The 23,844-nt window shown below is 59.3% G+C and carries 23 protein-coding genes; 7 read left to right on the top strand and 16 right to left on the bottom strand.

The features are described from left to right. Positions 1 to 23 precede the first annotated feature (23 nt). A complete protein-coding gene (gene mpl / locus BLV11_RS16305) occupies positions 24 to 1,418 on the bottom strand; it encodes a UDP-N-acetylmuramate:L-alanyl-gamma-D-glutamyl-meso-diaminopimelate ligase (protein ID WP_091816837.1) in 1,395 nt (464 codons plus the stop codon). Between the two features lie 163 nt (positions 1,419 to 1,581). Here mpl and BLV11_RS16300 point away from each other — a divergent pair, with 163 nt between their 5' ends. Then, on the top strand, positions 1,582 to 2,844 hold the full coding sequence (locus BLV11_RS16300; RefSeq protein ID WP_091816832.1) for a 6-phosphofructokinase: 1,263 nt from the start codon (positions 1,582 to 1,584) through the stop codon (positions 2,842 to 2,844). A gap of 65 nt (positions 2,845 to 2,909) precedes the next feature. On the opposite strand, the gene BLV11_RS16295 is transcribed toward BLV11_RS16300, so the two are convergent. Together BLV11_RS16295 and BLV11_RS18360 are read right to left on the bottom strand one after the other, a co-directional pair. Continuing rightward, positions 2,910 to 3,167, bottom strand: coding sequence for a GrxA family glutaredoxin (locus tag BLV11_RS16295; RefSeq protein WP_091816829.1), 258 nt, complete (start codon positions 3,165 to 3,167; stop codon positions 2,910 to 2,912). A 160-nt stretch (positions 3,168 to 3,327) separates the two neighbouring features. Continuing rightward, positions 3,328 to 3,480: a hypothetical protein gene (locus BLV11_RS18360; protein WP_175528370.1), complete on the bottom strand. Its 153-nt coding sequence runs from the start codon at positions 3,478 to 3,480 to the stop codon at positions 3,328 to 3,330. A 29-nt stretch (positions 3,481 to 3,509) separates the two neighbouring features. Between BLV11_RS18360 and BLV11_RS16290 the strand changes: the two genes are divergently transcribed. Beyond that, positions 3,510 to 3,950, top strand: coding sequence for a YqaA family protein (locus BLV11_RS16290; protein ID WP_091816826.1), 441 nt, complete (start codon positions 3,510 to 3,512; stop codon positions 3,948 to 3,950). A gap of 13 nt (positions 3,951 to 3,963) precedes the next feature. Here BLV11_RS16290 and BLV11_RS16285 read toward each other — a convergent pair whose 3' ends face one another. Then, positions 3,964 to 5,379, bottom strand: coding sequence for an ABC1 kinase family protein (locus BLV11_RS16285; RefSeq protein ID WP_091816822.1), 1,416 nt, complete (start codon positions 5,377 to 5,379; stop codon positions 3,964 to 3,966). Positions 5,380 to 5,678: 299 nt separating this feature from the next. Between BLV11_RS16285 and BLV11_RS16280 the strand changes: the two genes are divergently transcribed. Further along, positions 5,679 to 6,863 (top strand): GGDEF domain-containing protein, encoded by a 1,185-nt coding sequence (locus tag BLV11_RS16280; RefSeq protein WP_091816819.1) that lies wholly within the window; start codon positions 5,679 to 5,681, stop codon positions 6,861 to 6,863. On the opposite strand, the gene lipB is transcribed toward BLV11_RS16280, so the two are convergent. The 10 genes from lipB to BLV11_RS16230 all read right to left on the bottom strand — a co-directional run bounded on the left by lipB (position 6,841) and on the right by BLV11_RS16230 (position 16,121). Continuing rightward, positions 6,841 to 7,479 carry a lipoyl(octanoyl) transferase LipB gene (gene lipB / locus BLV11_RS16275; RefSeq protein WP_091816815.1) on the bottom strand — a complete coding sequence of 213 codons (639 nt, stop codon included), beginning with the start codon at positions 7,477 to 7,479 and terminating at the stop codon, positions 6,841 to 6,843. The two genes, BLV11_RS16280 and lipB, sit on opposite strands and share 23 nt — an antisense overlap. A gap of 3 nt (positions 7,480 to 7,482) precedes the next feature. After that, on the bottom strand, positions 7,483 to 7,752 hold the full coding sequence (locus BLV11_RS16270) for an HP0495 family protein (protein WP_091816812.1): 270 nt from the start codon (positions 7,750 to 7,752) through the stop codon (positions 7,483 to 7,485). 32 nt (positions 7,753 to 7,784) lie between these two features. Beyond that, a complete protein-coding gene (locus tag BLV11_RS16265) occupies positions 7,785 to 8,951 on the bottom strand; it encodes a D-alanyl-D-alanine carboxypeptidase family protein (protein WP_091816808.1) in 1,167 nt (388 codons plus the stop codon). A 75-nt stretch (positions 8,952 to 9,026) separates the two neighbouring features. Further along, positions 9,027 to 9,905 carry a septal ring lytic transglycosylase RlpA family protein gene (locus BLV11_RS16260; protein WP_245726059.1) on the bottom strand — a complete coding sequence of 293 codons (879 nt, stop codon included), beginning with the start codon at positions 9,903 to 9,905 and terminating at the stop codon, positions 9,027 to 9,029. 322 nt (positions 9,906 to 10,227) lie between these two features. Next, a complete protein-coding gene (rodA, locus tag BLV11_RS16255) occupies positions 10,228 to 11,370 on the bottom strand; it encodes a rod shape-determining protein RodA (protein WP_091816804.1) in 1,143 nt (380 codons plus the stop codon). Next, positions 11,370 to 13,262 (bottom strand): penicillin-binding protein 2, encoded by a 1,893-nt coding sequence (gene mrdA, locus BLV11_RS16250; protein WP_091816801.1) that lies wholly within the window; start codon positions 13,260 to 13,262, stop codon positions 11,370 to 11,372. Before mrdA ends, rodA begins: the two co-directional genes overlap by 1 nt. 8 nt (positions 13,263 to 13,270) lie before the next feature. Further along, the gene (rlmH, locus tag BLV11_RS16245; RefSeq protein ID WP_091816798.1) at positions 13,271 to 13,741 is read right to left on the bottom strand and encodes a 23S rRNA (pseudouridine(1915)-N(3))-methyltransferase RlmH; all 471 of its coding nucleotides are present in this window, start codon (positions 13,739 to 13,741) and stop codon (positions 13,271 to 13,273) included. 2 nt (positions 13,742 to 13,743) lie between these two features. Beyond that, positions 13,744 to 14,094 carry a ribosome silencing factor gene (gene rsfS / locus BLV11_RS16240; RefSeq protein WP_091816794.1) on the bottom strand — a complete coding sequence of 117 codons (351 nt, stop codon included), beginning with the start codon at positions 14,092 to 14,094 and terminating at the stop codon, positions 13,744 to 13,746. Positions 14,095 to 14,207: 113 nt separating this feature from the next. Beyond that, entirely contained in the window at positions 14,208 to 14,858 is a 651-nt protein-coding gene (gene nadD, locus BLV11_RS16235) for a nicotinate-nucleotide adenylyltransferase (RefSeq protein ID WP_091816790.1), read from the bottom strand. A 6-nt stretch (positions 14,859 to 14,864) separates the two neighbouring features. After that, positions 14,865 to 16,121 carry a glutamate-5-semialdehyde dehydrogenase gene (locus BLV11_RS16230; RefSeq protein WP_091816787.1) on the bottom strand — a complete coding sequence of 419 codons (1,257 nt, stop codon included), beginning with the start codon at positions 16,119 to 16,121 and terminating at the stop codon, positions 14,865 to 14,867. 290 nt (positions 16,122 to 16,411) lie between these two features. On the opposite strand from BLV11_RS16230, the gene BLV11_RS16225 reads away from it, so the two are divergent. From BLV11_RS16225 to BLV11_RS16215, 3 genes are read left to right on the top strand one after another with little or no spacing between them, the layout of a single operon-like run. Further along, positions 16,412 to 17,410, top strand: a complete 999-nt coding sequence (locus BLV11_RS16225) for a GGDEF domain-containing protein (RefSeq protein ID WP_342707457.1) — start codon at positions 16,412 to 16,414, stop codon at positions 17,408 to 17,410. After that, positions 17,407 to 18,405 carry a GGDEF domain-containing protein gene (locus BLV11_RS16220; RefSeq protein ID WP_091816780.1) on the top strand — a complete coding sequence of 333 codons (999 nt, stop codon included), beginning with the start codon at positions 17,407 to 17,409 and terminating at the stop codon, positions 18,403 to 18,405. The genes BLV11_RS16225 and BLV11_RS16220 overlap by 4 nt, the downstream gene beginning before the upstream one ends. Next, positions 18,402 to 19,853, top strand: a complete 1,452-nt coding sequence (locus tag BLV11_RS16215; RefSeq protein ID WP_091816776.1) for a bifunctional DedA family/phosphatase PAP2 family protein — start codon at positions 18,402 to 18,404, stop codon at positions 19,851 to 19,853. Before BLV11_RS16220 ends, BLV11_RS16215 begins: the two co-directional genes overlap by 4 nt. A 12-nt stretch (positions 19,854 to 19,865) precedes the next feature. On the opposite strand, the gene BLV11_RS16210 is transcribed toward BLV11_RS16215, so the two are convergent. Beyond that, positions 19,866 to 20,453, bottom strand: coding sequence for an LON peptidase substrate-binding domain-containing protein (locus BLV11_RS16210; protein WP_245726056.1), 588 nt, complete (start codon positions 20,451 to 20,453; stop codon positions 19,866 to 19,868). 122 nt (positions 20,454 to 20,575) lie between these two features. After that, positions 20,576 to 21,829 (bottom strand): HDOD domain-containing protein, encoded by a 1,254-nt coding sequence (locus BLV11_RS16205; RefSeq protein ID WP_091816771.1) that lies wholly within the window; start codon positions 21,827 to 21,829, stop codon positions 20,576 to 20,578. Positions 21,830 to 21,988: 159 nt separating this feature from the next. On the opposite strand from BLV11_RS16205, the gene ilvD reads away from it, so the two are divergent. Continuing rightward, positions 21,989 to 23,824 (top strand): dihydroxy-acid dehydratase, encoded by a 1,836-nt coding sequence (ilvD, locus tag BLV11_RS16200; RefSeq protein ID WP_091816768.1) that lies wholly within the window; start codon positions 21,989 to 21,991, stop codon positions 23,822 to 23,824. The last annotated feature ends 20 nt before the right edge of the window (positions 23,825 to 23,844 follow it).

The following is a 23,844-nucleotide window of genomic DNA, read 5'->3' as shown; positions in this document are numbered from 1 at the left end:
TCAGTTTCCTGCGCTGAAATCGCTCAGTGGCCAAGCCGCTGCTTGAGTGCCGCCACCAGTTTCTGGTGGATGCCACCAAATCCGCCATTACTCATGACCACAATATGGCAGGGCTGGGTCAGCTCTTCCAGTGTGCGACTGATCAGCGCCTCGACCGAGCCCTCGACCTGATGGGTTTCGTGGTCACCAGAGCTTTGCTGATGAGCGGCCACCAGGCTGTCCAGCCACTCCAATTGGTTGAGGTTGGCCCACAACACCCGGTTCGCGGCATCGGCACTGGGCAACAACGCCTGCTGGTGCACACCTTGCTGCATGGTGTTGGAGCGTGGTTCGATCAACGCCAGGATGGGCTCATCACCCACCTGATTACGCAGCCCTTCAAGGGTCGTGGCGATGGCCGTGGGATGGTGAGCGAAGTCGTCGTAGACCCGCACCCCATCAATATCGGCCAGCAGTTCCATCCGCCGCTTGACCCCCGAAAAGCGGTTCAGGGCCGCAATCGCGTGGTCAGGCGTCACCCCAACGTGACGGGCAGCGGCAATGGCTGCCAGTGCATTACGCACGTTATGCATGCCGGTCTGGGCCCACCGGACCTTGGCCACCGGCTGCTCATGATGGATCACCATGAACTCGCTGCCGTCGTCCTTCAGCAACTCGGCACGCCAGTCAGCGTTGTCGCTCTCGCCCCCAATGGCCGTGGACTGAACGCCGCTCCAGCTGCCCATGGCCAGTGCCCGGTCCAGATGTTCGTCGCGGGCGGGCCGAACCAGCAGGCCCTGAGACGGAACCGTTCTGACCAGGTGATGAAACTGGCGCTCGATGGCCTCAACGTTGTCGAAGATGTCGGCGTGATCAAATTCCAGGTTATTGAGGATCAGCGTTCGCGGCCGGTAATGAATAAATTTCGAGCGCTTGTCGAAAAACGCACTGTCGTACTCGTCGGCCTCGATCACGAAAAAGTCGCTGCTGCCAAGCCGGGCAGAGACCGGAAAATCTTTTGGCACACCACCCACCAGGTAGCCCGGATCAAATCCCGCCTGGTCCAGAATCCACAACAGCATCGAGGTGGTGGTGGTCTTGCCATGGGTGCCGGCAACCGCCAGCACCCAGCGCTTGCGCAGCACTTCCCGCGCCAGCCATTCAGGCCCGGACATGTAGTCGATGTTGCGATTCAGCACCGCCTCCACTTCCGGGTTGCCGCGGGACATGGCGTTGCCGATCAGAACCAGATCCGGTACCGGATCAAGATGCGTCGGATCGTAGCCTTCCATCAGGCTGATGCCCTGGGCTTCCAGCTGGGTGCTCATGGGTGGGTACACGCCCTGATCGGATCCGGTGACGGTATGCCCCAACTCCCGGGCCAGTACCGCCAGGCTTCCCATAAACGTGCCACAGATGCCCAAGATGTGAATATGCATGTCAAATCAGCCCTGATAAGTGAACCGTGCCAAGCCTCCCGTATACGCCCCCACCCGTCAAGGGCAAATTGACCCGTGTATAAGGGGTCTCCGCCATGAAAATTGGCAATAATTGACGTATCATGCGCGGCAACCGTTTAACCAGCAGGAGGCGCCAGCCAACATGGCCATCAAGAACGCGTTTTACGCCCAGTCCGGCGGAGTCACCGCCGTCATTAACGCCAGTGCTTGCGGTGTTATCCAGACCGCCCGCAAGAACCCGGATAAAATCGGAAAGGTATTTGCCGGACGCAACGGGATTATCGGCGCCCTGCGGGAAGAACTGATCGATACCAGTCTGGAATCCGATGATGCCATCCACGCCCTGCTGCATACTCCGGGCGGCGCCTTTGGCTCCTGCCGCTACAAGCTGAAAAACCTGACCGAGAACCGTCGTGAGTACGAGCGCCTGATCGAGGTGTTCCGCGCCCACGACATTGGCTACTTCTTCTATAACGGTGGTGGCGATTCCCAAGATACCGCATACAAGGTGTCGCAGCTGGGCGAGAAAATGGGCTACCCCATTACCTGTATCGGTGTCCCCAAAACTGTCGACAACGACCTGCCGTTTACCGACTGCTGCCCCGGCTTTGGTTCCGTAGCAAAGTACATTGCTACCTCCACCCTGGAAGCCAGCCTTGATATCCGTTCCATGAGCGAGTCGTCCACCAAGGTGTTCATTCTCGAAGTCATGGGCCGTCATGCTGGCTGGATTGCGGCCTCCGGTGGCCTCGCCGGCAATGGCGAAGGTGAACCACCCCATATCATCCTGTTCCCGGAAGTACCGTTTGACCGCGAAGCGTTCCTCAAACGGGTGGATTACTGCGTTCAGAACTACGGGTACTGCGTGGTGGTTGCCTCAGAAGGCGCCCAGTACGAAGATGGCCGCTTTGTTGCCGATGCCGGTGCCAAGGATGCCTTCGGGCACACCCAGCTCGGCGGTGTCGCTCCGGCTCTGGCCAACATGGTTCGCCATGCCCTGGGTTACAAATACCACTGGGCGGTGGCCGACTACCTGCAGCGCGCCGCCCGTCACATCGCTTCCGCGACGGACGTTGAGCAGGCCTACACCGTGGGCAAGGCCGCGGTGGAAATGGCTCTGGCCGGCAAACAGGCGCTGATGCCGACGATTGTCCGCGAACAGGCTTCCCCCTATCGCTGGCACATTGGCGAAGCGCCACTGAGTGAAGTGGCCAACCAGGAAAAGAAGATGCCGATCCACTACATCACTGATGATGGCTTCGGAATCACCCAGGACTGCCGTGAATACCTGCAGCCCCTGATCGAAGGCGAAGCCTTCCCACCGTTCGAGAATGGCCTGCCCAAGGTGGCCAAACTGAAAAATGAGCTGGTGGAGAAGAAGCTGAAAACCGCTTTTGACATCTGATGGCCAACCTCCGGCCATGAAAAAGGCGCCCTCCGGGGCGCCTTTTTTGTCACTGCGGTCTACAACTAGCCAACGGTCTCAGCCGCCTCGGACTGCCGCACGTAGAGGAAAAAGTCATCGCATCCACCAATGTGCTGGTCACCGACAAAAATCTGCGGAACGGTCATCACCGGCTTGCCGATGATCTTCTCCAGGTCGGCCTTGGTGATGCCCTCTTCCGCCATGTTAACGAACCGGTAGGGGAAGTTCTTGAGCTCACAGAGCTGCCTGGCGCGGACACAGAAGCCACAGGACATACGACCATAAATTGTAACCTGCTCCATAAACGCTCCTCTCGCTGAACAAACTGCCAAATCAATTACCGGTGCGGCAAGCTCCGCACCCTCATCACCGTGAGCATGATGCCAGCCATGCCGACAAAACAAAACTCAATCGGACAAATATCCTCGATAGCCAGAACCAATGAGGGGGCAAGCCAGGTTTTCAGGCGGCGTTGAGCAGACCGCTGACATCTTCACCATATCGGGCTGCAGTGGCAGATAACCACTTCATCGCGATATCCTGCACCATGCCGACTGTGGCGCGGGTACTATCGGCTTCCATCGTCCCCAACGAACGCTGGGCCGTAACGATCATGCCCCCATCACCAACCCAACGGGATCAACGTGGTATACCTTAGCCTTTTCCTGACCTCTTTCCTCGCCGCTACGCTTTTACCAGCCTATTCCGAGGTCCTGTTCGGCGGCCTTGTCACCCAGGGCTACTCGGTCTGGTGGCTATGGTTCTGGGCCACTCTGGGCAACACATTGGGGTCGGTGGTTAACGGTATACTGGGGCGACAGGTTGAGCGCTTCCAGGATCGGCGCTGGTTTCCGTTCAGCCGGGAACAGATGGAAAAAGCACGCGCACGGTATCTGCGCTATGGCGAATGGTCATTGTTGTTGGGTTGGCTGCCGGTGGGCGGAGATGTACTGACCCTGGTTGGCGGGATTATGCGGGTGCCCTGGCTGACCTTCATTACACTGGTCGCCATTGGCAAAGGCGCCCGCTACGCCGTCGTGTTGTGGATCGTCCTTGAATCCTTCGGTAACGGAACCCCAGGCTGATGGGGTCAAGGCTTCAGCCCTGCGGGTTGCGATCACCGCGATAGAGGTAGGCGCGCAGCAAAGCCTCTCCGTTGAACTCGGAACACAGCACTGAAATGAAGGTGTAGACACCGATCAGCTTGCGATTGAGGAAGACAAATTCCTTTGGCGGAATCCGGAAATAACGGCTGATGGCCGACCGCGCCGCCTGTCGCGCCACCCGGGAAGGCAGATCACTTTGCTTCCAGCGGTACTGCCCCTGACGGTTTACGGCATTCTCAGGCCATTGACTGCGATCAGACTTCAGCGGCTCCAGCACCGACATACAGACATCGGCAAAGGTGTGCAGAACGTCTTCGGGCCAGTCCCGGCTCATAAACCCGAGATCGACGCCACCATCAATAAGGCCTTCCCGGTTACCTTCGTAAGACGCTGCAATCATTCGCTTTACCGGCTCCAGAAAGCTCTCCGGATAACTTTGTACGGCTCCGAAATCCAGCAGCACGATCTGGTCCTTCTCGATATCGCAGCCGGGTTCTCCGGCGATGCGGATACGATAATTACCAAAGTTTGGATCGGTCTGAATCTCTCCCCAGACAAAAAGCTCCTCAAGGAACAGTTCCAGCGCCGCCTTACCGAGCTCGCTGCGTCGCTCGAGCGGTAGCTCACGAACGGCCAGAGAACTGACGGAATGCCCGGGCTCATAGGTAGAGGCCATGAGGTGAGAGGTCGAGTATTCCGGCAATACACGGGGGACCACAAAGCGCTCATCGCCGAGAAGCATCTGCCTGAAACGCTCGGTCGTTTCGGCTTCCAGCCGGTAATCAACTTCCCGATGCATCATCTGCCGGACTTCTTCCAGCCAGTCCTCGAATTCAGGGCCAATGGAGACCAGCCGGGCGACTCGCAATAATTGGGCAACCGCGTTGAGATCACTGTCGATGGCATCAGCCACTCCCGGGTACTGCACCTTGAGCACCAGTTCCAGGCCATCACTGAGCCGGCGGGCCCGATGCACCTGGCCGAGAGAGGCCGCACCGATGGGCTCCGGGTCCACTTCCAGCTCAGCCAGCCGCGCAGTCCCGAGTTCCCGCTCCAGTACCACGCGGATAGCGTTCCACTCCAGTGACGTGGTCTGGTCTTCCAGGGTATGCAGGGCTTCGGTGACTTCTTCCGGCAGGAAGTGTTCTCCATAGAGAGCCATGACCTGCCCGATCTTGACCACACTGCCCTTGAGCTTGCCCAGCTCCTCGACCAGAAATTCTGCCTGGCGAGACAACATGGCACGATGACGACGTTCCCGATTTTCCTTGCTGCTGAACCAGTTGGTCGCCATGTGCGAAGCCATGCGGGTGCCCGCAAACAGCCCGGCCCGGGTCATCGATAGCCGACGCTCGAAACTTCCAGTCTTGATTCGGGATACAGTGTTGCCAGTCTTTTTGGACGCCATGAAATCCTTTCCGAAGCCAATCACTCAGGCCGTAGGAGAATGTACGAATGAAGGGAACCCGTGCTCAGGTCATTATACGGGTAAATGATGGGCTTCCGGTTACTGGTTAGCCTATCCCAATACGACGTTTCGGCCATTGAACACCCGCCGCCATCACCGCCTTTCAGAGAATTTACGCATAAACCTATCAAAGCAGACTAAGTTTACGAATTTCTACATTCAATTTGCCCGATAGGCGTTAAGCTAGGAAGCAATAAAATAATAAAGTAGCCTTCTGTCACGCCGAAAAACCAAACACTATGGCTTTGATATCTGATTCTGACGCCTCAAGGAACAACGCAGCCAATGTCCATATCGAGGGTGAAATCCCGGTTTCAACCCTGATTATCTGGCTCACTGTCGCCGGCGTTTGTGCGCTCAGTGTGTTCAGCGTTCGTGGCTATATGCAAGGTAACACCACAACCTTGTATGCCCTCAGTGCGTTCGCCGCCTTGCTCGCAACCAATGCGATCATCTATGGCTTCAGCCGCAGTGAGCCCCTGCTTCACGGCGGATTTGTTGCCCTCATCACGCTGTTGTTTTCATACCTGACGGTCTTCGCCGTGGAGAACGGAGCCGGAGTGCTCTGGCTGTTTGCCTACCCCCCGGTGGTGTTCTATATCAGCAACCAAAAGGTGGGACTGATCAGCTGCATTGGCGGATGGCTGGCCCTGGCGCTGCTGTTCAGTCCGATCGGCGGAATGATTATCAAGACACCATACAGCGCTGACTTCAGCCTGCTGATGCTGTCTGCACTGGGTTTTGTGATGGTCTCCTGCTATGCCCTCGACCAGAGCCGCCGGCGCAGCAAACAGCGGTTGCTGCAACTGGCCTCAGAATTTGAGTATGCGGCAAAACACGATGCGCTCACCGGTCTGTTCAACCGCCGTGAGGGGCATGCGCGGCTTGAGAGCGAGTACGAGCGTTACCGCAGAAACCATCGGCCTTTCTCGCTCCTGTTGATGGACATTGATTTGTTCAAGAAGGTCAACGACACCTATGGTCACCTGGCCGGTGATGAAATGATCAAGCTGGTTGCCCGCACCCTGCTGCGCGAATGTCGAAAAGTAGACATCGTTGCCCGCTGGGGGGGCGAAGAGTTTCTGGTCGTGTTGCCGGAAACCGGCGCCCGGGAGGCCTTCCTGTCAGCCGACCGGATCCGTGAGGCCGTGGCCACACAATCCATCGAGGTGGACGGTAAAAAGATTCAGGCGACCATCAGTATTGGCGTCGCCGCTATTGAACAATCGAAAACCATTGAGCGAAGCCTGCAGCACGCCGACGAGGGGCTGTATCAGGCAAAAACGCTGGGGCGTAACCGGGTCTGCGAATATTCAGACCGGCTGTCCGGCGCCGAAGCTGAAAAAAAGCAGGCTCCCAGACAAAAAGTGCAAACAGGCCGGGCCACCAGAAAAGCCCTGGTTACCAGCCCTCGACGTGACTGACCGGGTGTGCCTCGAGGCGTCGGGCGAGCGCATCAGACAAAGCCCGGGAGAGCTCAGCAACGTTCGCACCCGGCACAAAATCGGTCACCTGACACATCGCCATTCCGGCATAACCGCAGGGGTTGATGCGGGCAAACGGTGACATATCCATCGCGATATTCAGTGCCAGGCCATGGAAAGAGCACCCTCGCCGGACCCGCAGTCCCAGGGACGCAATCTTGGCATCTCCAACATAGACACCGGGCGCATCCGCCTTTGGCGCCGCCTCGATACCTTGATCCGCAAGCACCTCAACGATGGCCTGCTCGATATGATCCACCAGCGCCCGCACACCCAGCTTGGCCCGGCTGAGATCAATCAGCAGGTAGATCACCAGCTGACCCGGGCCGTGATAGGTCACCTGCCCCCCGCGATCCACCTGAACCACCGGAATATCACCGGGGTTCAGGATATGCTCGGCCTTGCCGGCCTGGCCCTGGGTGAACACATGGGGATGCTCCAGGCACCACAGCTCATCCACCGTTTCCCCGTTGCGGTCTGCAGTAAACGATTTCATCGCCTCCCAGACCACTTCGTAGGGCTGCAGGCCCAGTGAACGGACAATCAGATCTGCCATTCGTCAAAGCACCATGTGAACACGGCCGCTGGCTTTCAGTTCCTCAAACAGCGCCTTGAGCTGAGGCTCCCCAGTGGCGACGATCGTCAGCTGAACGGAGCAGAACCGGGCGTTGCGGCTGTCCTTGACCGTCACATCGGTTTCGCTGATGCCCGGAGCATGGCGTTCCACCACAGACACCACATAGTCGCGAAAATCCGGCGCTGCCGTACCGATCACCTTGATCATGTAATCGCAGGGGAACTCAATCTTGGGCGCTTTCGGCTCAGACATCTCTCAGCTACCTCTCAGCTTGCTGCAGCCGCTCACGAGAACAGCTGCACAAAAAACAGTTTAATCGCGTCCCAAAGACGCTTGAACAGCCCCCCTTCAGGCACATCCTGCAAGGCCAGCACCGGCTCATCCAGCAGTACCTCGCCGTTCAGGGACACCCGGATCCGGCCCAGCTCATCCCCGATGGAAACCGGCGCCTTGATGACCGTGTCGATATCCACCACTGACTCCAGCGCATCCTTTGAGCCACGGGGAATGGTCACAAACACTTCATCCTTTACCCCCAGAGCCAGCTCGTTCTGAGCGCCACCCCAGACCTGGGTGTCCAGCAACTGCTGACCTGCGCTAAACAACTTGGCTGATTCGTAGTAACGGAAGCCATAATTGAGCATTTTCTGGACTTCCTGGGACCGGGCCTCATTGCTGGGCGTCCCCATGACGACACCAATCAGGCGGGTATCGTTGCGCACCGCTGAGGCCACCAGACAAAAACCCGCTTCATCGGTGTGCCCGGTCTTCAGGCCATCAACCGTGGGGTCCCGCCACAACAGCGCATTACGGTTGGGCTGACGGATGTTGTTATAGGTGAAATGCTTCTCAGCGTAAATTCCGTAGTTCTCCGGATAATCATTAATGATCGCCCGCGCCAGCAGGGCAAGATCAAACGCCGTCGAAAAATGCTCCTGATGCGGCAACCCGGTAGCATTGGCAAAATGGGAGTCGGTCATCCCCAGCAGCTGAGCCTGCTGGTTCATGATATCGGTGAACGCCGCTTCACTTCCGGCCACAAATTCAGCCAGTGCCACACTGGCGTCATTGCCGGACTGAATAATCACCCCTTTGAGCAGATCCTCAACCCGCACCTGAGTCCCTTCGCGCACAAAGGTCCGGGAACCTTCGGTGCGCCAGGCATTGACACTGATGGGCACCATATCGTCCATGGAAATCCGGCCTTCAGCCAGTTCACGCTCCACAATGTACGCAGTCATCATCTTGGTCAGACTGGCCGGAGGCAGGCGCTCATGGCTGTTGTTTTCCATAATGACGTCGCCACTGCGGGGGTCCATCAGCACGTAGGAGCTGGCCCCGATCTGTGGCGGCGAAGGAATTAACAGAGGCTGCTGGGCGAACGCCACAACGGGCATCAGCACGACAAGCAGGAGGGCGATCAGTGAACGAAAAACAGAATTGTGTGACATGGGTCCATTCATAGTTGAGGTTTGCTGTTTTATTAGGCTGTCAGCCGGGCACGGCCCCGCTGTTCATTCGTCATTCTAGCGGGTATCCGTGAGCAGGATAGGCTCACCGAAGCCGCTATCAGCCAGTTGTTGCCGGGTTCTCTGGGCCTGATCCGAATCCTGGAAAGGACCTACCTGAACACGGTGATAACGTCCGGATGAGGTCTCCACCTCACGCACCCGGACGGAAAATGGCACCAGCGCTTCCGCCTGTTCCGCCATCATTCTCGCGGGGCCCGCATTGGAAAACGAGCCCAGCTGTACAAAGAGCCCCGGGGTTCCTGCCGTGGAAACCGGTGTTGGTGCTGGTGTCGCTGGCTGAGCCGGCGCGTTCTCGCCGGCAACCCGCACGACCCCATCGGGTGTCACGGTAATCGCAGCCACTTCAACTCGGGCAGTACCCTGAGCCTGGTAGCCCAGCTTGATCGCTGCCGCATACGACAGGTCAATCAGGCGACCGTCATGGAAAGGTCCACGGTCATTGACCCGTACGATCACACTGCGCCCGTTATCCAGGTTGGTGACACGGGCATACCCCGGAATCGGCAGGCTCTTATGTGCCGCCGACATCGCATACATATCAAAGACTTCGCCATTGGACGTCTTGTGTCCGTGAAACTTCTCGCCGTACCAGCTGGCCACGCCACGCTCCACGTAACCGGAAGCATCACTCATCACCGTGTACTGTTTTCCCCAGACTGTATAAGGCGAGCGGTTACCCGCCGACCGGGGCGGTTCATAGCGCGGCACCGCATCCGCCAGCCCGGAGGCATCAAAGCCCTCGGCAGGGGCCCGATCCTGGGCAATGGAATAACGCGACGAACCTGACGAATCAGGTGAAGAGGCGCAGCCAGCCAGAACAACCGCGCTCAGTGCCAGCACAAGCAGGGTAATGTGTCTGCGGGGCAATTTGATGACCTTCACGACGAAGCGATTTCCTGTTCGGTACCCTGCTCGGCCAACGCCTCTGACGACGCCATCACGGCCGTGCTCTGCAGGAGATGATAATTATATCGGGTGTGACGTATAAGTTGTGGCAGGCCACCCCGAGTTCAATGGCATTGTCCCCATTTAACAGGGCCGCAGGACCTTAACCCACGGTCTCTGTGCCACAAAGAGACCGCTGTCAGCGCACGTCCCGACCTATTGGGCCTGCCTTCGGGCCGAAACAAGGTACCTTAACATGGCGGCAATGCGCTCAACCATTACCCTGTGTCCACCTGAGGCTTGCGGGGCGCTACGCCGTTATCATCCGGCGATGAGTATGGATCGACATCAATACCCCAAATGCCGCCATCAGAGTCACACTGGATGTTCCGCCATAGCTGATCAGCGGCAACGGCACGCCAACAACCGGCAGCAGCCCACTCACCATGCCAATATTCACGAAGATATAGATGAAGAAGGTCATGGTCAGCGCGCCTGCCACCAGACGTCCGAACGAATCCTGGGCATTGACCGCGATATACATGCAGCGGAACAGAATCAGCAGGTACAGCCCCAGCAGAGCGAGCATGCCAACAAAGCCAAACTCCTCAGCGAGGACCGCAACGATAAAATCGGTATGGCTCTCAGGCAGGAACTCAAGGTGAGACTGAGTGCCCTGCAACCAGCCTTTGCCACTCCACCCACCGGAACCTATGGCGGTCTTGGACTGGATAATGTTCCAGCCGGCGCCAAGCGGATCGCTTTGTGGATCCAGCAGGGTCAGCACCCGCTGCTTCTGGTAGTCCCGCATCACGAAGAACCACATCATCGGCGCGGCCACCGAAACCATCGCAAGAAAAGCCGTAATCAGTTTCCAGCTGATACCGGCAAAGAACACCACGAACAATCCTGCAGTACCGACCAGCAGCGCCGTCCCAAGGTCTGGCTGTTTTATAATCAGGGCCATCGGGATCAACACGATAGCCAGAGCCACAGCCACGTGGGTCAACCGTGGCGGGATAAAATGGCGGGACAGGAACCAGGCGGCCATGATCGGCACCACCAGTTTCATCAACTCCGAAGGCTGAAAACGCGGCAGCCCCGGCAAGGCCAGCCAGCGCTGGGCGCCCTTGGCGCCAACCCCGACCAGCAGTACCGCAACCAGGGCCACCAGCCCGACAAGATACAACCACGGCGCCCAACGCCGGTAGATGGACGGGTCGAGCTGGGCAAACACCAGCATCACAACCAGGGCCACCCCCATGCGAATCCCCTGGGCTTTGATCATGCCAAAATCCCGGTCGGCCCCGCTGTAGAGCACGAAAAGGCCACCGCCGACCAACAGCAGCAACAGCATTAACAACACCGGATCAAGGTGCAGGACCGACCAGATGCTCTTCTGCCTGGACAACCCACGATCCGGCGTCGGTGCCAGAAACCCGGTTGCCCGCATCACTCTCCCTCCAAGTTCAGCATTCCGGCCTCAACACTGTCGAGATCTTCAGGGAATCCTAACAGCCACGCATCGAACATGGCCCGAGCCACAGGCGCCGCAGTACCACTGCCGCTGCCACCATTCTCAACAATCACTGCCACTGCGATTTTCGGGTTATCCAGCGGGGCAAAACCGACAAACAACGCGTGGTCACGCAAGCGTTCCCGCACCTCCTCCGCATCGTATTCCTCATCCTGAGCCAGACTGAAGACCTGAGCGGTTCCAGTTTTACCAGCCATCCGGTAAGGAGCCCCGGCCGCAGCCCGCCGCGCGGTTCCGGTCCTGCCGTGCATCACTTCAGCCATTGCATCGGCCACGAATTCCCAGTCATTCGGGTTGTTCAGCTCGATATCCGAGTGCGCTGGCTCCGGCACCACCTCATCCAGCGGCAAATCCCCGTCCACATCCATCAGCAAGCGGGGTTGAGCCCAGCGCCCGCGATTGGCGAGAACCGCGGTACCCGTCGCCAGTTGCAGCGGGGTTGCCAGCAGGAAACCCTGACCAATGCCCATATTGACCGAATCCCCCGGATACCAGGGCTCGTTACGCACGGCCTGCTTCCAGTCCCGGGATGGCAACAGCCCCGGCAATGCGCCACTGACATCCAGCGAGGTATCTTCACCAAAACCAAACGCGGACATGTAGTCGTACATGGTATCGATACCCATACGGACAGCGGCATCGTAAAAATAGATATCACAGGACTGGGCAATGGATTCCGTCAGATCCACCCAGCCATGACCACCCCGCTTCCAGTCGCGATAGCGGCGCCCCCCGGCCTTGAGCTGGAAATAGCCCGGATCCCAGACCGTCCGCTCACGGGTCGTCGCACCACTGTCCAGGGCGGCTATCGCCATCATGGGTTTGATGGTAGAACCCGGCGGGTACTGGCCCCGGAGAGCGCGGTTGAACAGCGGCTTGTCATGGGATGTGCTCAATTCCCGGTAAGCGGCAACACTGATACCCGTTACAAACAGATTGGCATCAAACCCCGGCACACTGGCCAGCGCCAGCAGCCCCCCGGTTTCCGGTTCGATAGCGACAATCGCTCCACGACGCCCATCCAGCAGCTTGTACGCCAGTTTCTGCAGTCTCAGGTCAAGATGCAGGCGGAGGTCTTCACCCGGCACAGGGTTTTCCCGCGCCAGCACTCTCAGGGTGCGGCCACGGGCATTGGTTTCAACATGCTGATAACCCACCTGGCCGTGCAGCTGCTCTTCGTAGAAGCGCTCAATACCGGATTTGCCAATGTAGTTGGTGCCAGCGTAGTTGACCGGATCAATGTCCTGCAGTTCTTCGCGGTTGATACGGCCGACATAGCCAAGGGCGTGGGAGGTAATTTCACCGTGGGGGTAATAACGCACCAGTTCTGCCGATACTTCAACGCCGGGCAACTCATGGCGGTGTACGGCCAGGGCTGCAATTTCGTCTTCGGTCAGGTCATAGCGCAGCGGCAGTTCCTGGAAGGGCCGCCGCGGCTCTCGCAGCCGTCGCTGGAAACGCTCCAGCTCATCGTCCGAGACGGCAATCAATGCCATCAGCGCCGCGAGGGTTTGTTCCATACCCGGCACCCGCTCGGGCACGATGGTCACGCTGAACACCGGACGATTTTCCGCCAGCAGGTCGCCATTGCGGTCATAGATCAGCCCGCGGGTCGGAGGCACTGACTGCACCTGTACCCGGTTCTTGTCGGACAGCGTGATGTAGGTCTGGTGCTCGACCACCTGAAGCTGGTACATGCGGGCAAGCAGCCCACCAATCAGCAGCAACACCATGGCCAGGGCCACCAGGGCCCGGCGCTGAAAAAGGCGCCGCTCAGCGGCCGTGTCTTTGAACTCCCCCCAGGGCATGGCGTTACCTAGGCACGATGATAGGGGTGATTGCGGGTGATACTCCAGGCGCGGTAGAGCTGCTCAGCCAGCAGAATGCGCACCAGAGGATGCGGCAGGGTCAAAGGGGACAATGACCAGAGTTGGTCAGCGCGGTCACGACAGGCCAGCGGCAGGCCGTCAGGCCCGCCCACCATGAAGCAGACGTCACGACCGTCCTGCTGCCAGTTTTCCAACTGTCCGGCCAATTGCTCGGTGGACCAGGAGCGCCCTCCCACTTCCATCGCAATCACCCGATCCCGCGGACCGGCCGCAGACAGCAGCGCCTCTCCCTCCTTCTGCATCAGACGGGGGATATCCGGGTTCTTGCCACGATGGGCCATGGGAATCTCGGTGAGTTCCAGGGAGAGTTCCGCCGGCATGCGGCGGGCATATTCGGAGTAGCCCTGGTTCACCCAGTCGGGCATTTTCTGGCCGACGCAGAGCATGCGTAGCCGCATGCTTACTCGCTGCCTGCTGCGCCCAGATCCGGGGCGTCGCGCCAGAAACGCTCCAGATCGTAAAATTCCCGGGTTGCCGGCATCATGACGTGAACCACCACGTCGCCAAGATCAACCAGAATCCAGTCACTGACGTTCGCGCCCTCTACATTGGCAGCGCGGACCCCCTGGTCCCTGGCCTCTTCAATCACCGAATCTGCCAGTGACTTTACGTGCCGGTTAGAAGTACCGGATGCGAGCACCATATAGTCACACACACTGGTCCGGTCTTTGACGTCAATCACACTGATATCCTGGGCTTTGACGTCTTCCAACGCATTCACCACCAGATCTTTAAGCTGCTCTGCCTGCATAATCACCCTGTTAAGCGGCCAATGAAGGAGTCCACCGGCGCTGATTATCTGTACAAGCGGGGATTGTAGCACTAAAGATTGCCCGGCGGCAGACGGAATCCCGCCGTGCCGAGTCAGCGGTCATCGTGCACCGGGCACTCGTACAATCCACGCTGACGGATCTCCTGCCACACCGAATCCGGAAGCAGATAGCGAGGCGAGCGGCCTTCACGAATGCGGTCGCGGATGGCGGTTGCAGAAATATCCAGCAGCGGCAGATGCTGATAAAGAAACAGGCCGCAGGGCGCGGACCGTAACTCATTCACCGAACGGCACCCCCGGGTTCGCAACAGCCCCGCAGGAATACCATCCGGATTCAGCCCCTCTCCGGGCCTCGCCACTACCAGTACATGGGCCAGTTCCGGTATCGATTGCCAGTCCCGCCAGCGATCGAAGCCGGCAAAAGCATCCGTCCCCATCACCATGACCAGCGGTTCATCCGGGCCAATCAGGGCCCGCAGCTGGCGCAGGGTCTCGGCGCTGTATGAAGCACCGCCCCGCGACAGTTCGCGATCATCGACCACCAGTCCCGGCTCACCGGCAACCGCCAGCCGCAACAACCCCAGACGGTCCTCACTTCCGGCCCCGGGACTGGCCCGGTGCGGCGGAATATGACACGGCACCAGCGACAGCTGAGGCACCGCCAGCAACTCCCTCAGCTCGACCGCCAGCCGCAGGTGGCCGTGATGCACCGGATCGAACGTACCACCGTAGATTACCTTCATGCGCTATCAGTTCCGGATGTGGCCGTCTCCGAACACCACATACTTCTGCGACGTCAGGCCTTCCAGTCCGACCGGTCCACGGGCATGTATCTTGTCGGTAGAGATACCGATCTCCGCACCCAGGCCGTACTCGAAACCGTCGGCGAAGCGGGTGGACGCATTCACCATGACCGAACTTGAATCGACTTCAGTGATGAACCGGCGGGCCCGGGTATAGTTTTCAGTCACAATGCTGTCGGTGTGCTGGGAACTGTACCGGTTTATGTGGGTAATGGCGCCATCAAGGCCATCCACAACCCGCACCGCCAGGATCGGCGCCAGATATTCCTCACCCCAGTCCTCTTCTGTCGCGGCGATCACATCCGGCAGGATGGCACGGGTCGCCTCGCAGCCCCGCAACTCAACCCCTTTGGCGACAAACGCCTCGGCCAGCAACGGCAGGATATCTTCGGCAATTTCCTGATCCACCAGCAGGGTTTCCATGGTGTTGCAGGTGCCGTAGCGATGGGTTTTGGCATTGACCGCAATGGCCAGCGCCTTTTCCGGATCGGCATGGCTGTCAATATAGACGTGGCAGATGCCATCCAGGTGCTTGATCACCGGCACCCGGGCATCCCGGCTGATGCGTTCGATCAGCCCTTTTCCACCCCGGGGCACAATGACATCCACATAACGCGGCATGGTAATCAATTCGCCAACAGCCGCACGGTCGGTGGTTTTCACCACTTGCACGGCCGCTTCCGGCAACCCGGCGGCTGCCAGGCCACGCGCTATACAGGCCGCCACGGCCTGGTTGGAATGGATGGCTTCGGAACCGCCCCGGAGGATCGTGGCATTACCGGATTTCAGACACAGGCTGGCAGCTTCCACGGTGACGTTCGGCCGGGATTCATAGATGATTCCGATGACGCCCAGGGGCACCCGCATCTTGCCCACCTGGATACCCGAGGGTCGGTACGTCATGTCCGTAATCTCGCCGATCGGATCCGGCAATGCGGCGACCTGACGCAGCCCCTCAATCATGGTGTCGATACGGGCCGGAGTCAGTTCCAGACGATCCAGCATCGCCGGTTCGAGGCCGTTTTCACGACCTGCATCGAGATCCTTGGTATTGGCCATGGCCAACTCACCGCGAGCGGCATCAATCGCCTCGGCTGTTGCCAGCAATGCCTGGTTGCGCATGGCAGTCGTCGATCTGGCAACCACCGCAGCCGCAGCCCGTGCCTGTTCGCCCACTTCCACCATGTATCCAGCAATATCCATCATTACACCCTTAACTGAGAGCCTGTTAACTAAAGAGCCTGTTACTCGAACACGCCACAAAACGGGCGCAATCTTCCACTTTAACCTGTCCACATCGGGCACGCATCTGCTTTGAACACCCAACAGATATTCGCCCATCCCGAATCTGCGGTTAGACTTATGGCATGGTTGCTTTATTATACCGCTGCTAACAGACACTTCGAGTGTACGCAAAACATACGCGCAGGAGCGATTCCTGGCGTATGCTGGGGCAATATGGAAGGTTGGAAAGGACGGACACCATGGGCCAGATGGCCGAACTATTTTTGCTGAGCCGGTTTGCGCGAATCAGTTGCATTGCGCTGGTGGCGCTGGCCCTGTTCAGTGCCTATCAGGGCGCAGTCCTTGCCGCAGCGACCGCCCTGATCGCCGCAGCCCTGGTCTGGACAACACCAGCCTTTCGCCCCGGCCGGACCCGTCAGCCCTGGCGCACACTCAACCGGATCCTGCTGATCGCACTGGCGACCAGTCTTCTCGCCAGTCTCTGGAACCCGCCCTGGGCTATCGGCCACTGGCTGTATGCGATGCCACTCATTGCATTTGGCCTGCTCCCGGTCGGCTGGGGAGCCATGCTGACCCTGATCTGCGTGATTGTCATCATGGTCGCCAATCAGGCCGCCGTCGGGGAACCGGGACGCCACCAGTTCATCAGCTCCATGCTGCTGACCCTGGCACTGTCGGGCATCCTGGTCTATCTGCGCGAATACAAGAACCGCCAACTGGCACCGTTACGCCGCACCGATGAACTGACCCAGGCCGCAAGCCGGGAATACCTGTCAGCCGATCTGCACAAGGAAATTCAGCGCAGCGAGCGCGAAGGCACCGACATGTCACTGATTCTGATCGGTCTGGATTCTCACCTCAGCGACCAGGATCCGGACGAGGACATCCGTGCGATCCTGCCGCGAATCGGCCGCTTCCTTCACTCCCAGCTTCGTGATTTCGATTCCTATTACCGGGTTGCCGATCTCCAGTTTCTGGTCATCCTGCCTAACGTCGCCACCGCTGATGCTGCCCACACGGCGGAAACCATCCGCAAGGGCCTTGGCAGCCTGCTCGAGTCCCACGGCCTGAACCTCACCGTTAGCGCTGGCATCGCCGGACTCAATATCGGCGATGATTCCGACAGCCTGCAGCAATCCGCTGCGAACGCCCTTCGGCGAGCCCAACAACAGGGAGGCAACCGGGTGCAGTCCTACAGCACCTGGTCAGAAGCCCAAGTCACCCAGGCCAGAGGATCAGCGCAATGACAGAAACCCGGCTGCGCACCTATACGCACCTCACCGGGTACGGCCTGGCGACACTGTTTATCACCATGCTGGCGGTGCAGAATTTCCGCTATGGATTTTATGACCTGTTTTACCTGGCGAGCGGTCTCGCGGCCCTGACCATTATCGGGATGGGTTATACCGCCGTTGCCAGGCGCCAACAACTCAGAGCTCCCGGTCACCGGTTTGTGATGGCGGCACTGAACGCGCTGATGCTGATCGCTCTGTTTTCGCTACAGCAGGCGGATATCAGCTACTGGTGCCTGCCGGTGATTCTGCTCAATCTGCTGATTCTGCCGCTTCGCCAGGGGCTGGCTCTGTCGCTGCTGGTCACGGTTGTCCTCGGCATCTTCCTGATTGGCCGCGAACCGCTAGCCGACGCCGCTTTGATCGTCTTTGCAGCCATCATCCTGCTGAGTACCGGTGCCCTGTATATCTGGCACTATGACCACATGACCCAGTCGGCCGAGGATCTGTCAATTACCGACCCCAATACCGGCGCCCACAACGCCCGCTTTCTGGATGAAACCCTTCAGAAGGAAATCAGTCGCTGTCAGGCCACCGGACACCCGCTGTCGGTCATTTCCCTGGCCCTGGACTACGTTGACGAAACCCGGGATCTGCACGGGCCGGCCGGTCTGACCGCGTTCTACCGGGAAGCAACCCAACATCTGTTTGGTGTCATTCGGGCGGGCGATACCCTGTATACCCTGGACGATGGCAGATTCTTTCTCATCCTGCCGTTCACCCCGGAAGAAGGCGTTCGGGTTATTGCCGAGCGCATTCGCCGCTCCATTGGCGAAAAGGACTGGCCCGTGGTCGGACGGGTAACGATCAGCCTGGGCTGCGCAACCCGAAGCCCGCGCGACACTCTGGCGGATTCCTTGCGCAAGCGCACGGACTTCGCCCTGAAACAGGCCCAGAAACGCGGCCATGACTCGATTTCGTTCGCCGAGGGGGACGTGATCGGGGCATGAGCACTGATTGGCTGACAGCCCTTATAGACTGGCTTTCGGCCAACCCCGGCTGGCTGGTGTTTGCCCTGTTTTTTACCGCCTTCCTGGAGTCACTGGCCATTGCCGGCATTCTGGTGCCCGGTGTTGCCATCCTGTTCGCGGTGTCGGTACTGGCCGGAAAAACCGGACTCCCGCTGACGGATGGTCTGGTTTGGGCGGGGCTCGGCGCCATTGCGGGCGATGGTCTCAGCTTCTGGATTGGCCGCCGCCTGCAAGGCCGTCTGCACAGCGTCTGGCCATTCAATCGCTACCCGGCCCTGCTGAACAAAGGCGAAAGCTTTTTCCTTGATCACGGCGGAAAAAGTGTGGTGATTGGCCGCTTTGTCGGGCCAATCCGGCCGGTGATCCCGCTGGTCGCCGGCGCGATGGAGATGCCCTGGCGCCGCTTTCTGGCATTCAATGTGTTTTCTGCCATCGGCTGGGCCTTTGCCTACGTGGCTCCCGGCCACCTGGTGGGCAGCACCCTTGAACACGCTGTCGAACTGCCCCGACATTTCTATCCGATACTTGGCGCGACCCTGGCAACCCTGGCGCTGGTCTACCTGCTGCTGTTCCGGATACAACTCGGACTGAGCAACAGCAGCGCCGTCTATCGCCGGTTAAATGCATGGATGAGTCGTTACAACAGCACCCATCGCTTCTGGCGGGAAATGACCAGTCATCGTCCCGCCACCGGCGGCGAGTTCCCCCTGCCCTCACTGATTCTTGCCGGCGCCGCCAGCGCGTTGTTCACCCTGCTTTGCCTGCTCGTGGCCTACACTCCTTTGCTCGGCGGCATCGATCAGGCCACCGCACAATTCTTCGCCCGTTTGCGTACCCCGCTGCTGGATCCGTTATTTGTGCTGACCAGTGGCCTCGGGGACATGTCGATGCTGCTATCCGCAGGACTCATTGCGGTGCTGGCCTTTGGCTTTCGGGGGTACTACGCTGCTGCCGCGCACATACTCGGGGCGGTGGTTCTGAGCTATGTTGTGGTCACGCTACTGAAGAATGGCCTGGGCTTACCCAGACCGGAACTTGTGGCACAACCTCCAGCCTCAGGCGCCTTTCCCAGCGGACACACCGCCGGCATTGCCGTTCTGTCCGGGCTGATTGCCAGCTTTATCGCAAGGGAACAGATCAGTGCGCACCGCTGGCGCACCTACCTTATATTCAGCCTGCCGATGCTGGCGGTTGCGGTCAGCCGCCTCTACCTTGGCGTGCACTGGCTGAGTGATGTTCTCGGAGGGTTACTGCTGGGTCTGGCGATCTGCGGGCTGGTGCGGGCAAGTTTCAGCCGTTACGACCAGATTCCGCTACGCTTTGAAAGCACTTTTGCCGCGGCGACGGCGCTATGGCTGGCAGTGGTGGCCAGCTATATTGGCATGACCTGGTCTGAGGCGGTCACCGCCTACCAGGCCCTGAACTAGACCGCTTCGGGACTAGTCCATGCCATCGAGCAGATCCTGCAACCGACGCAGCCGGTCGAGCGGATCCTGAAGTTCTGCCAGTCGTTGTTTGTCGCGAGTATCGATGGGCAACAGCTCCGTCAGCCTCCACCCCACATCCCGGGCATTTTCGTAATCCACCTCCATATTGAGATCGTTCACCACCGGATGTCGAAATAACGTCCTGAGCACCTCCGGAAGCTCGGCAAACTCATCGGGAATCGCCGCAGACCGTTCGTCCAGCAGGTATTCGACATCGCCCATGTTAAGGCCGTCCCCTGCCTGCCAGCAGTTCGCCACCGCAACCTTGGCCTCGCCCTCCACGGTAATGCCCAACAAGCCGTTATCGAGCTGCTGGAAATCGATAATGCGGACATAGGTGCCAATGTCGTAAAACGCCACCGACGTGCTGGTTTCCAGGCCTTCCCGCAACAATACGATCACAAAGCCGCGATCTTCCTTGAGGCAACGGGTCAGCATGTCAATGTAGCGGGGCTCGAACAGCTGCAGAGGTATCCGGCCTCCGGGGAGCACCAGGGAATTCAACGGGAACAACGGTACATTCATAGCGGATCTGGTCACTTATCACTGCACTCCACAACGGCAGACAACACAACATTGCCGGGACTCACCGCCGGGGGAGATGGGTCTGTCAACGAACCAGCGGCAGTCCACCCACGGTCACCAGGCCTGCTTGCCTGTGATCAGTGAATCGACAGCAGCTTCTGCACTTCCTCAACCCGGGCACGGGCTTCGGTTAGGATCTTCAGGCTACTGGAGACATTGAGCTCCAGCTCACCAAGGCGCCGATACGCCGGCATTTCCTCAAAATGCGGAAGCCCAGCCCCGTTACCGGAGCCAATCATGGCATGTAACTGGGCGACGATCACCAGATCCACCAGCTGCGGGTCCGGATCGGCGCACTCATACTCCCAGTTTTCCGCATGACGGGCCGCTTCCACAAAGGTCGCCGGAAACCCCCAGTTCTCCAGAACTTCGGCACCGACATCAGAGCGCAACTCTGTCAGAGCGCGACCAAGATTCACTTCATCAGCGAACAGGTTGACGTGACCCTCGGCATGAACCAGCACCGGAACCACACCGATATCATGGAGCAGGCCCGCCAGCAGGGCTTCCTCCGGATTGATCCGGGTGGCACTGTCTGCCAGTACCCAGCAAAGTGCCGCCACTTCCCGGGAATGCTGCCACAGTTTTTCCATTTCTTTCTGCAGTATAGGCTGACGTGTCTGAAATACCTCACGGAGGGCAAATACAGTCACCAGCTGACGCGTGGTATTGGTGCCCAGCCGCACCACCGCCTCACGCACGTTACGGACATCACTGAAACCACGGTAGAGCGGACTGTTGCAGGCCCGCACCAGCTTGGCAGCCATGGCCGGGTCGGCGGTAATGGCATTGCCTATCTGTTCCGCCGTCGAGTCTTCGCTGTCGACCATGCGACGGACCTTCCAGGCGACATCCGGAACGCTGGGCAGGTAGATCTGATTGGAACGAAGCTCCGAGTAGAACTCCATCAGCAACTGGTGGTTGTCGTCTCCGTCTGCATCCTGCTCCTCGGACGCCATCTCCAGCTGCTCCATCGGCGCGGCCCGAAGCAACTGGTTGAGGATATCCTGATCAACCACGACAAATTCGCAGGTTTCCACCGCCACCACATCGTACATCCGTGGCTGCAACCGGGCGATGGCATTGAAGGACGTTTCAGTGTCTGCGGTCACCGTGGACTTACGACCGTCCGCTGACTCCAGTTCCACCACCCCCGAAAGCAGGAACAGATCCTGACCATCCCGGATGCCGCGTTCAGCCACGCGCTGGCCCGGAGAGAACGACTTGCGCTCGACCCGGCTGGCCAGTATCACCAGCTGTTCATCGGTAAGGCGTCCAAGGGGATTAAATTGCTTGAGACGGCGAACTGGCAGGCTTTCCTGGCCACCCATGAGCATGCTCCTTCAAAAGCGTGAAGTTTTTCACAGTTGCTATTGTAGCGATGCCCAGGCACTTCCACCATCGGCTTTGGTCGAAGGAGCGGTGCTGCAGCGCCTGTGGAATCTGGTATGCTTTGACTTTCGAACCAACGAAGATGAGATCACACCCCGATGCCACAGTATCGCTCCAAGACCTCCACCGCTGGCCGTAACATGGCAGGCGCCCGCGCACTCTGGCGCGCAACCGGCATGAAAAACGAAGATTTCGGCAAACCGATCATTGCGGTCGCCAACTCCTTCACCCAGTTCGTGCCCGGACATGTCCACCTCAAAGACCTCGGCCAACTGGTCTGTCGCGAGATCGAGGCCGCCGGTGGAGTGGCCAAGGAGTTCAACACCATCGCTGTGGATGACGGCATCGCCATGGGTCATGATGGCATGCTCTACTCCCTGCCGTCCCGGGAAATCATTGCCGACTCCGTCGAGTACATGGTGAATGCCCACTGTGCCGACGCCCTGGTCTGTATTTCCAACTGTGACAAGATCACACCGGGCATGCTGATGGCAGCCCTGCGCCTGAACATCCCGACCATCTTTGTCTCCGGCGGCCCGATGGAAGCGGGCAAGACCAAGCTGTCCGAGCACAAGCTCGACCTGGTGGACGCCATGGTTATCGCTGCCGATAGCAACGCCACCGACGAGGAAGTGGCCGAGTATGAGCGCAGCGCCTGTCCGACCTGCGGTTCCTGTTCCGGCATGTTCACCGCAAATTCCATGAACTGCCTGACCGAAGCCATTGGGCTTTCGCTGCCCGGCAACGGTTCTCTGCTCGCCACCCACGCTGACCGTGAAGCGCTGTTCCTCGAGGCCGGTCGCCGCATCGTCGAGAATGCCCGCCGCTATTACGAGCAAGACGATGCCAGTGTGCTGCCGCTGAGCATCGCCTCCATGGCGGCCTTTGAAAATGCGATGGTGCTGGATATCGCCATGGGCGGATCCACCAACACGATCCTGCACCTGCTGGCTGCGGCCCAGGAAGCCGGTGTGCCGTTTACCCTGAACGAGATCGACCAGCTGTCCCGCAAAGTACCCCAGCTGTGTAAGGTGGCCCCCAACTCACCGAAATACCACATGGAAGATGTCCATCGGGCTGGCGGCATCATGGGCATTCTGGGCGAACTGGACCGCGGCGGCCTGATCAGGACCGACGTCCCGACCGTTCACTGCCGCACCCTCGCCGAGGCCCTCGACAAGTGGGACATCATGCGCCAGCCAAGTCCCGACGTTATTGAAATGTACAAGGCCGGACCGGGCGGCGTTCCGACCCAGACCGCCTTCAGCCAGAACACCCGCTGGCCGTCACTGGACGGTGATCGCGCCAATGGCTGCATTCATTCCGTGGAAAACGCCTTTTCGCAGGAAGGCGGACTCGCCGTGCTCTACGGCAACATTGCCCAGGATGGCTGTGTGGTGAAAACCGCCGGCGTGGACGAGAGCATCTATGTCTTCAAGGGCAAGGCCCGGGTGTTTGAGAGCCAGGACGCCGCGGTGCAAGGCATCCTGAACGACGAAGTGCATGAAGGCGACGTTGTGATTATCCGCTACGAAGGCCCGAAAGGCGGCCCCGGCATGCAGGAAATGCTTTATCCCACCAGCTATCTGAAATCCAAGGGGCTGGGCAAGTCCTGTGCGTTGCTGACCGACGGCCGCTTCTCCGGCGGCACGTCTGGCCTCTCCATCGGGCACGCTTCTCCGGAAGCCGCTGCCGGTGGCGCTATCGGTCTGATTGAGGACGGCGACGCCATCGTGATCGACATTCCCAACCGTTCCATCAATGTCGAGCTGGATCAGCGGGAACTGGATAAACGCCGTGAGGAACGTGATGCCAAGGGCTGGAAGCCCGAGCAACCGCGGCCGCGGAAAGTCTCCGCCGCTCTCAAGGCTTACGCTCTGCTGGCCACCAGCGCCGACAAAGGCGCGGTCAGGGACCTGAGCAAGCTGGACTGATCGCTTTGCCAGGCGCCAAC

Origin of the sequence: Marinobacter mobilis (assembly GCF_900106945.1) — a bacterium.
GTDB classification, from domain to species: Bacteria; Pseudomonadota; Gammaproteobacteria; order Pseudomonadales; family Oleiphilaceae; genus Marinobacter; species Marinobacter mobilis.
The sequence above is the reverse complement of the archived record's forward strand: the minus strand, read 5'-3'. Positions and strand labels throughout refer to the sequence as shown.